The 8,103-nt window shown below is 51.7% G+C and carries 12 protein-coding genes; 7 read left to right on the top strand and 5 right to left on the bottom strand.

The features are described from left to right. Positions 1 to 75: 75 nt before the first annotated feature. Entirely contained in the window at positions 76 to 597 is a 522-nt protein-coding gene (locus BLQ12_RS13970; RefSeq protein WP_092211277.1) for a tail fiber assembly protein, read from the top strand. A 358-nt stretch (positions 598 to 955) separates the two neighbouring features. On the opposite strand, the gene BLQ12_RS13965 is transcribed toward BLQ12_RS13970, so the two are convergent. The 5 genes from BLQ12_RS13965 to BLQ12_RS13945 all read right to left on the bottom strand — a co-directional run bounded on the left by BLQ12_RS13965 (position 956) and on the right by BLQ12_RS13945 (position 4,655). Further along, positions 956 to 2,053, bottom strand: a complete 1,098-nt coding sequence (locus tag BLQ12_RS13965) for a tyrosine-type recombinase/integrase (RefSeq protein ID WP_092211276.1) — start codon at positions 2,051 to 2,053, stop codon at positions 956 to 958. Positions 2,054 to 2,078: 25 nt separating this feature from the next. Further along, the gene (locus BLQ12_RS13960) at positions 2,079 to 2,342 is read right to left on the bottom strand and encodes a helix-turn-helix domain-containing protein (RefSeq protein WP_175469787.1); all 264 of its coding nucleotides are present in this window, start codon (positions 2,340 to 2,342) and stop codon (positions 2,079 to 2,081) included. A gap of 62 nt (positions 2,343 to 2,404) precedes the next feature. Continuing rightward, positions 2,405 to 2,728, bottom strand: a complete 324-nt coding sequence (locus BLQ12_RS13955) for a helix-turn-helix domain-containing protein (protein WP_092211274.1) — start codon at positions 2,726 to 2,728, stop codon at positions 2,405 to 2,407. 355 nt (positions 2,729 to 3,083) lie between these two features. Next, complete coding sequence (locus BLQ12_RS13950) at positions 3,084 to 4,124, bottom strand: DUF4062 domain-containing protein (protein ID WP_092211273.1); 1,041 nt, start codon at positions 4,122 to 4,124, stop codon at positions 3,084 to 3,086. Positions 4,125 to 4,181: 57 nt separating this feature from the next. After that, the gene (locus BLQ12_RS13945; protein ID WP_139163984.1) at positions 4,182 to 4,655 is read right to left on the bottom strand and encodes a helix-turn-helix domain-containing protein; all 474 of its coding nucleotides are present in this window, start codon (positions 4,653 to 4,655) and stop codon (positions 4,182 to 4,184) included. 64 nt (positions 4,656 to 4,719) lie between these two features. Between BLQ12_RS13945 and BLQ12_RS13940 the strand changes: the two genes are divergently transcribed. The 6 genes from BLQ12_RS13940 (at position 4,720) to BLQ12_RS13915 (ending at position 7,965) form a co-directional block, all read left to right on the top strand. After that, complete coding sequence (locus tag BLQ12_RS13940) at positions 4,720 to 4,929, top strand: helix-turn-helix domain-containing protein (RefSeq protein WP_092211271.1); 210 nt, start codon at positions 4,720 to 4,722, stop codon at positions 4,927 to 4,929. Positions 4,930 to 5,050: 121 nt separating this feature from the next. After that, complete coding sequence (locus BLQ12_RS13935; protein ID WP_092211270.1) at positions 5,051 to 5,539, top strand: phage regulatory CII family protein; 489 nt, start codon at positions 5,051 to 5,053, stop codon at positions 5,537 to 5,539. 90 nt (positions 5,540 to 5,629) lie between these two features. After that, the gene (locus BLQ12_RS13930) at positions 5,630 to 5,839 is read left to right on the top strand and encodes a hypothetical protein (protein ID WP_092211269.1); all 210 of its coding nucleotides are present in this window, start codon (positions 5,630 to 5,632) and stop codon (positions 5,837 to 5,839) included. After that, a complete protein-coding gene (locus BLQ12_RS13925) occupies positions 5,832 to 6,086 on the top strand; it encodes a hypothetical protein (RefSeq protein ID WP_092211268.1) in 255 nt (84 codons plus the stop codon). Before BLQ12_RS13930 ends, BLQ12_RS13925 begins: the two co-directional genes overlap by 8 nt. A 365-nt stretch (positions 6,087 to 6,451) precedes the next feature. Further along, positions 6,452 to 7,441, top strand: coding sequence for an LvrA C-terminal domain-related protein (locus BLQ12_RS13920; protein ID WP_092211267.1), 990 nt, complete (start codon positions 6,452 to 6,454; stop codon positions 7,439 to 7,441). Then, on the top strand, positions 7,435 to 7,965 hold the full coding sequence (locus BLQ12_RS13915) for a hypothetical protein (RefSeq protein ID WP_092211266.1): 531 nt from the start codon (positions 7,435 to 7,437) through the stop codon (positions 7,963 to 7,965). Before BLQ12_RS13920 ends, BLQ12_RS13915 begins: the two co-directional genes overlap by 7 nt. Positions 7,966 to 8,103: the final 138 nt, after the last annotated feature.

Here is an 8,103-nt window from a genome sequence, read left to right as displayed (position 1 = left end):
CCCTGATGGTGGAAATGAAGCAAGGCCGAAAAACATTTCTGTTATGTATTGCATACGATATTAAAGGATGAATCAATGAAAATATACAGCTATAGTCCCATAACAGGAGAATACCTCAGATCCCTTGACGCTCGAAAATCACCACTTGATGATAGTTTCTTGATACCAGCTCATACTACGATACACTCGCCGCCTGATTTCGATGAGAATGAGGTTGCCGTTTTCGGTGGGGATACATGGATATTGAAGCCAGATTATCGAAATAAGATTTATTACGATACAGTAACACGGGCTTGTTATGAGATAACTGAGATAGGTGTAAAGCCAGATGCTACTTGGACCGATAAGGTCCCAGTTGCGTATTCTTCATGGAATGGCAACGAGTGGGAAGTGGATTTAAGTATTTGGCTGGATACTGTGGTAAGGGCACAACGGGATGAAAAGCTATTAGCATGCGACTATACAATGATGCCGGATTATCCGATTGATCAAAACAAGCGGGGGGAGTGGGAAACATACAGAATGCAGTTGAGGGATCTTCCTACGACGTTGACCGCAGTGACCGATTCGATTCCGTGGCCACCAATGCCCAAATAAATCGAATTTCCGTCAAGTTTCCGTATAGTTTAAAGTAATATATTGGTTTTATTTGGTGCTGGCGAGTTCTTAAAATCCCTCGGTCGCAAGACTGTACGAGTTCGATTCTCGTTCCGGGTACCATAAAATTTCATCAGAGATTTCAGTTGGTTAAAAAAGTTTCTTGCCAAAAGGCGGGAAACTTTTTTGCGTTTCAGATGTGGCCAAGTAGCCCCAAATAGACCCGTTTTTCGTTACAGTTTCGTTACAGTAAAAAAACGGCATCCCCGCCCCTCGGGCCTCTCCTTTAAAAAAGCTCCGCAAAAACTCTACGGTAACTTTACGGAACGGGCGCTGCTCGCCGGAGGCAACGCTTCTTCTATTCATCCGTACCCGTGGGCAAGGGCATGGGCCCCAGGGTAAGGCAAAATTGCTCAGATGCGGCCTTGAGGTGGTCCGGGGAGAGTTTGGAATAGATGAGGGTGGAGGCCATGGACTCGTGGCGCATGAGCTCCTGGATGGCCTGGAGGTTGGCGCCACCCATGGCGAGGTAGGAGGCGAAGGTGTGGCGGAGGTCGTGGAAGCGGTAGTGCTCGAACCCGGCGGCCCGGACGGCCAGCTTGAACTTCTGACCCATGTGGGTGCGGCATTTCCAGCGGAAGAGTTTTTGCCGTTTCTTCTCCCGGGCCCTGGCCATGCATCGGGAGAGGGTATCCCGGGCCGTGGCGTTGATGGGCACACGGGACTCTTTCCGGTTTTTCTGTAAGGGCACGATGCGCAGGTAGTCGGGTGGGTTGTCCACGTCGGCCAGGGTCAGGCGCAAGGCTTCCCCGTTTCTCAGGCCCAGGTAGCAGGAGAGGGTGCAGAAGTCGTAGAACTCGGGCTCGTCGATGTGGGCCATGATCCGGGCCATGTGTTCCTTGGGAATGTAGCGGATGCTCTTGGGCTCTTTCACGGGCTTGGGAAAATCAATGGCGTGGTCGATGTATTCCCACTTGGCTGCTTTTTTCAGGGCGGCCTTCACGTGGCGGTAGTGTTTGTTCACCGTGGCCGGTGCCAGGCCCGCCCGGAACAGGTCCGTGCCCAGCTTGTCCAGGTGGCGGGTGTTGATCTGATTGACGTCCGTGGTATCCCCCCAGCAGGAGGACGCCTTGTCCATCCCCTGCTTGTACGCAAGGAAGGTCCCCTCGGACCGGTTTGTCTCCACGTAGTCCAGAAACTCCTTTTTAAAGGCCCCGAAGCTTACGGTGTGCCCGGTCTTGATGGCGGCCACCTGCCCGGCCATGAGCCGCCGGGTGAACTGGGTGAACAGCTTCTGTGCCAGCTTCGGGTCCTTGGTGGCACGTCTGGATCCCGGCATGCAGAGGGCCTTGCGTCGTCGCTTCGGCCCCTCCTGCCAGAGAGCATAGAACGTGTCGTAGTCGGGGTGTCTCCACAGTTTCGGCATGGAGACACGGTAAGAGAGCTTCACTGCCATGTCAATCTGAGTCCAAGGTCAAGATTCATGTAGGGAAATTGATGATTTCCGAAGAGTACCAGGCGTCAATGGACTCCCGGTCCACGATCAGTTTTCCCGTGCGCCTGAACGCATAAATGTGTCCGGCATCGATCCAGCGGCGCAGGGAGTTCTTGGATGCCCTGGCATACTCCACCGCCTCCTCCAGGGTGAGCCACCGTTGAGCGGTCTGCTCCGCCCGCAGAGTGTCCGCCACCTTTCCCGCGATGGCCGCCGCCATCGCCTCCATTTCACTGTGTGTCAAATCCATGAAACCAACTCCATTGTATTGAGGGGGTCTATCCATAGACCATCTGAAGGGGTGTCCCCGGTTCAGAAGGCCAGGGCGTGTTCGGAAAAAGCAGGTCCGGCGGTATCCGCGTGGGTGAAGCACCAGGAACAGAGAAACCGGTTCCCCTTGGCCACGGTGTGCTGGCCGCAGCAGGTGCAGATGGGGCCGTCCTTGGGTTCTTTCCTGACCGCGGCCGAGTGGGTGTTTCGGCAAAGGCGGCTGATGGTGGGTTGGCTGGTGCCGAAGAGTTGGGCCACGTCGGTCTGCTTGTGGCCTTCGTCCAGGAGGCGCTGGATCTCCTCCAGGGGCAGGGTGGATTTGGGGCCGCGAACCGCGGCCTGGGTGTGGCAAATGGTGTGGGTCATGATCTCTCCCCTTAAAGCTTCTAAGAACGCCTTCCGGGGCAAACACAAAGAACCCATACCGGAAGGACCGGATATGGGCCGATGTTTATCGGGGTGAGAGATTTTTACGTTAGCCGAATATACCGACGGGGACAACACAAAAAAACACCATGGCATCCGGGGCGTTTTTTTGAATGGCGGAGTTGGGCTTCAATTGCTTCGCGATTCATGTCTGCAACATCTCCATACTTGTATTAAAGGGTGTGCATCTATCGCAGGCTTTTCTTTTGTGCAACTGAGGGAGGGCATACAGGACATACTGGTAAGAAAAAAGGCCCGAATGCGTACTCGCATGGGCCTTTATGGTAATTGATTTTTAAGATGAGGCATTTCCCAATTGTGGGGGGGCCGCTGGTAAAGGCATAGAAGGTGGGGGGGGTGGTGTTTTCCATGATAGTGAATGCAATTCCAGTGTGTTTCGGATGATATTGATTTGTTCTGGATTACTTGATCCTCCATTTAGCCACCAACTTTTAGTACGATTAAATTCAAAATCACCAGAGAATACGCCTAAAGTTGCGATTATATCATCGAAATATTGAGCCTTTTGAATTAGCTGTATTACTAAGTCATAGCTGAAATTATACTGATTGGTAAGAAAGTTTATAAAAGGAACTGCTCGGATTTTTGTGATTCTTTCTGACTCTTTTAGGTTTCTTTCTTTTTCGTTAGATATTATTTTTTGAGCATCTGTATTTAGAGTGTTTCTAATTAGTTCTTCTAAATAGTTTTTTAATGTTTGATTTGCCGCTTCAAGTTCGTTGATTTGCATTGATATTGGTTGGAGCGATTGTTCATTTTTTCTCTTCATGAGCAAATTATTGAAGAATGCCGCCCATTGCTTTCTAAGGTAGCTTTCAATATCAGAGAATTTGTTAAATCCTTCACAAGCATTATTGGTCGGTGAGGTGTAAATCTTATCAATAAATTCGAATATATCAATTGCATGTTCTTGGCAGTTGTCATCAATGGAAGGATAGGCTATAGATTTTTTTATTTCAGAATTTTGGTTTTTTTCGTATACGCGGTGGTCGCTAAGTACATCGCTTTTAATTAATGTAAATATAGGGATTTTAGCCAATACGGCTGCCTCGTATTCTGCGTTGGTGACAGATTTATTCTTGTCAGGTTCGATTTTTGAACCAAATCGACCACCAATGGCCAAAATAAAAAGTTGACAATTTTCAACTTCATTCAAGCAAGAATCCGCAGTGTTTAAGTCTGGGTTATAAAAAACATTTCCATACTCGCTTAAAACAGGAATAAATCCAAAAGATCTTATGAAATCCTTAAGTTGAGTTCTGATTTCACTCAAATCAAAACATGTTGAGCTGACAAAAACCTTTGGAACAGCCATTCGTGGTTCCTCGTATTCGTTATTGGTGGCAAGTTTTTGTTGTGAGGCCTGCTTGGATTACACCACCAGCCTCAGCCATTTATTCATATCCTTATCATTCACATCCCTGCCATCCCCACCCTCTTTGGGCGTCGTAAAATATTCATAAGCCAAGGCAATGAATCGGGCTTTTTTGTCCGGGGGGAGGGATTTATTTTCTCTGTCCAGCCATTCTTCAACCCACTTGATAATTCGGTGCAGAACTTCCAAGTCCATGATGAGGTCATCATCGGAAGTTTTTGCTGTCACGGCCTCAGTGTCGAACATTTCCCCTTCGCCGGATAGTAGCCAGTTGATGTTGACACCAAAAGTTTCACGAACGTGAAACATGGCTTCAGCTGATGGGGTTCGGCCTTTCATATAGTTATGGAAAGTTGCAACAGGAATACCGGCTTTCTTGGCAAAAACCGTTGATTTTCCATCGCATTTAATATTGATAACCTCGGTTAGGCGGGCTGCAATATTTTCCATTTGTGAAATTCTACTTGACATAATTCTCCGTTTGGGAAACTTTGTTGAGTAGACGCTCAACAAAATAAATCATTTGGAGGAGAGCATGACCAAAACCAGCATGACCAAAGACGAAATCAAAAAGGATCTGAGGGCCATAGGTCTTCGTCCCATTGATCTTGCCATAAAAGCGGAGGTTTCCCGCTCCATGGTGAGCCATGTCATGGCAGGCCGGTATCCGGGTTCCCCTGTCAGGGGCGTGATTGCAGACGCTCTTAAAAAAGAGCCCTCGGATATTTGGCCTCCCAAATGTTGAGTGGGTCCATCTTGCCATAAATGTTGAGTGACGCAAGCAAAAAAGTTGAGTGGCAGCTTGCTGCCAAAACAGTATTTCACTTTCAATTCGAATAGATAACCTGAAAATAGTGGAGTAACTCATGTACAGGTCTGAATTCATTGAACTTTTAGGGAACATTCAACGGGGCGTGAAGGACCATGGGGCCAAGGTGCTGGCCGGGCGTCTGGGTATCCGGCCCCAGACCCTCTACGCAGACGTGGATCCCCGGTCCGTTGGCCGCAGATCCAACAAGCTGGGCCTTCTGGACTGGATGGTGATTCTGGAAGAAACCGGAAACCTCACCAGCCTCGACGAGGTCAACCGCCATTACGGCCGCATCAGCCTGCCCATCCCAAAGGACGAGGGCAGAATCAGCCCCGTAAGCTGGATGCAGTACTGCGCCACCATGGCAAAAGAATCCGCCGAGGCCATCAAAGCCCTGGCCGAGGGCTTGAGCAACGACAACAGCCTGGACAAAGGCGAGCTGGCCGATTGCGAGAAAGAAACCTTTGAAGCCCTCCAGGCGTTCGGCTCCTTTTATTTGGCCATCAAAACCGAGCAGGCCAAGTTCGACGTTATTTACGCATAACCATCAACAGACAATGAAATGAATATGGGCCGATGTTTGTCGGGGTGAGAGCCACATCCATCGGCACAGATACCAAGCAGGAAGAGACCAATGTGTAAACAGATCACATTTACGGAAGGAACCGTTGAGGACATCCGGGGCACCCTTGAGCGCGGGGCCCACGTCATCAGCTATCTGATGGGTGTCCTCGACCGCGGCGAAACCCTCCGGCCCGAGGACATGGACTGGCTCAGGCAGAAGTGGGAAGCGGACATCGCCGAAGGCATCAACCGATTGGAGACGGAGGGTCATTATGTGTAACCGCCGGTCCCGGGCCATGAAGCTCGGCAAGCACATAGATCAGGTAGAACGGATCGAGGCCTGGGGCCACAAGATCGTGGCCACCCTGGACGAGGTGATGAAGGATGTGAGGCTCACACCTTGCGGCGGCTGGACCCAGATCGCTGGGCCAAAGGTCTGGGGCGAACTCATCGAAGAGGAGGCCGGGATGCTGCTTAAAGAGATGCGGGAAGAGCAGGCCGGGATCGAAGCCGGGGAACGCGGGTAAACTTTCGGGCGTAGCTTGAACGAGGCGCAGATATTTTGAGCCAATTTGTTAAGGGAACTGAACATTTGAAAAACCCTTCGTGCCGATTATATCGGGGGGATGAAGGGTAAAAGAGTGCCAGTCTCCTTTGATGTGCCAATTGGTTGGAAATTAAGAGGTATGTGTGCCGTAAAAAGTTTAGTGTTACAGGCGGTTATCTGCTTTTTTTTAAAATCATGTAGCGTATACATGTATTAATCCTTAAAAAAAATAATGCGCACTACGGGAAAGTCAGCGCGTCTTAGCCTCCAGTCAGGTGTCGTTGTATCTGATAGTTTGTCATAGAGTTCATCCGGGATCGTTCCAGCAGGTAAGGAGACATTACAGTGAATCAAGATATTCGATTGTCCATTGCATTTAATAACCACAGAAAGAGAAGACGCCTTGCCCGTCTTTTAGGGTTTGGCGCGGAAGTGTACCTCATTGATCTTTGGCTAAAGGTAGCCGTGGACAGGCCCTCCGGCCATTTGGAAGGATGGGATGAAGAGGATATCGCCGATGCCTGTGGTTGGATGGAAGATCCAAAAAAGCTGGTGGCTGCTTTGGTTGAAACACAGTGGCTTGAGAAAGACACTGAGGGTGAATATTCCATCCATGACTGGTGCGAACATCAGCCCTGGGCGTGCTCAGCGGAAGACAGGGCCGACAAAGCAAGGTTTTCAAAATTGGCCCAGGTGAACCGTGCCAAGTACGACGAGCTGAAAGAGAACGGCGTGAACGCGATTTCCAAAGAAGAGTACAGAAAAGTCTTGGAACCCAGCCGGGTTATGGGGACTCTGCTTGGCGATCGCCAGCCAGCCGCCAGCGACTCGCCAGCGGTCGCCAGCGTTTCGCCTGCTCCTGCTCCAACTCCTTCTCCAACTCCTTCTCCATCTCCCAACGTAAAACAAAAACCTTTGCCTCCTGCCGGAGGCGCGGGTGAGGAGCCAAGCCAGCAAGCCAAAGCCAAGTCTGAGTTTTCAGGTCGTCCCACAAAAGCCTACCACCCCACGTTCGAAACGTTCTGGGCAGAGTACCCGGCCCGTAGGGGCAGGAAGGGCAACAAGCGAAAAGCCTTCGATGCCTGGTGGAAATCCATGCGCCACAAGCGAAACAACCCGGATCAGATCATCGCCGACATCATCCGGCTCCGGGACACCTACGGCGAGTTCCCGCCCGATGCCGTCACCTGGATCAACGGGCAGCGCTGGGAAGACGAAGTGCACCCATGCCCTCCGCCCAAGCCAGCCATGCGCCAGACCGGCAGGCTCCAGGGTTCTGAGCTTCTGGCCCACAACACCCGTGTTGCTGCCGAGTTCCTGGGGGCGCCATGCTGAATCTGTCGGAGAGGAAACACTTTGCCACAACCATGATCGGCATCGGCCAGAACTACGGCGTCCAGCTTGAGCCCCATTTCCTGGAATTCATGCTCAAGGCCCTGGGCAACTACACCATGGCCCAGATCGAAGCCGCCGCCCTCCAGATCGTGCGGACCCGCAAGTACACCACCATGCCCACCATCGCCGACTTCGTGGAAGCCATCGAGGGCAGCGCCGACGACAAGGCATCGGTCCAGGCCCTCCTCGTCTGGGACGCCATCCGGCGCCACGGCGTCTACGCCTGCCCAGTCTTCGAGGACCCCGTCACAAACCGGGTCGTCTCCCAGCTCGGCTGGAAGTCCATCTGCGCCACCCCGGACAGCGACCGAAGCTGGTTCCTCCGAAACATGGCCGCCGCCTACAAAGCCCACCGCAAATGCGACGAGGTCAAGGCCATCTCCGGCCCCACCGCCGTGGGTGGCCTCATCCAGGGCGTGGTCAAATCCATTGGCACCAACACCCCCACGGCCATGCACGGCTGATCACAAACAATCACGGAGGACCCCATGGGCCAACCAGAACAGAAAACCAGAAACATCAAACTCACCCGCGCCGTGCTCTGAGGCAAAAGCTTTGCGGAAGCCGGTCGGCTTTTCAACGTGAGCCAGACACGCGCTCGC

It is taken from the genome of Desulfoluna spongiiphila (assembly GCF_900101345.1).
Taxonomy (GTDB): domain Bacteria; phylum Desulfobacterota; class Desulfobacteria; order Desulfobacterales; family Desulfolunaceae; genus Desulfoluna; species Desulfoluna spongiiphila.
The sequence above is the reverse complement of the archived record's forward strand: the minus strand, read 5'-3'. Positions and strand labels throughout refer to the sequence as shown.

Coding starts and splice junctions, on each gene's coding strand:
- BLQ12_RS13970 (WP_092211277.1), top strand. CDS start 76: ATGAAAATATACAGCTATAGTCCCATAACAGGAGAATACCTCAGATCC.
- BLQ12_RS13965 (WP_092211276.1), bottom strand. CDS start 2,053: ATGGCAGTGAAGCTCTCTTACCGTGTCTCCATGCCGAAACTGTGGAGA.
- BLQ12_RS13960 (WP_175469787.1), bottom strand. CDS start 2,342: ATGGATTTGACACACAGTGAAATGGAGGCGATGGCGGCGGCCATCGCG.
- BLQ12_RS13955 (WP_092211274.1), bottom strand. CDS start 2,728: ATGACCCACACCATTTGCCACACCCAGGCCGCGGTTCGCGGCCCCAAA.
- BLQ12_RS13950 (WP_092211273.1), bottom strand. CDS start 4,124: ATGGCTGTTCCAAAGGTTTTTGTCAGCTCAACATGTTTTGATTTGAGT.
- BLQ12_RS13945 (WP_139163984.1), bottom strand. CDS start 4,655: ATGTCAAGTAGAATTTCACAAATGGAAAATATTGCAGCCCGCCTAACC.
- BLQ12_RS13940 (WP_092211271.1), top strand. CDS start 4,720: ATGACCAAAACCAGCATGACCAAAGACGAAATCAAAAAGGATCTGAGG.
- BLQ12_RS13935 (WP_092211270.1), top strand. CDS start 5,051: ATGTACAGGTCTGAATTCATTGAACTTTTAGGGAACATTCAACGGGGC.
- BLQ12_RS13930 (WP_092211269.1), top strand. CDS start 5,630: ATGTGTAAACAGATCACATTTACGGAAGGAACCGTTGAGGACATCCGG.
- BLQ12_RS13925 (WP_092211268.1), top strand. CDS start 5,832: ATGTGTAACCGCCGGTCCCGGGCCATGAAGCTCGGCAAGCACATAGAT.
- BLQ12_RS13915 (WP_092211266.1), top strand. CDS start 7,435: ATGCTGAATCTGTCGGAGAGGAAACACTTTGCCACAACCATGATCGGC.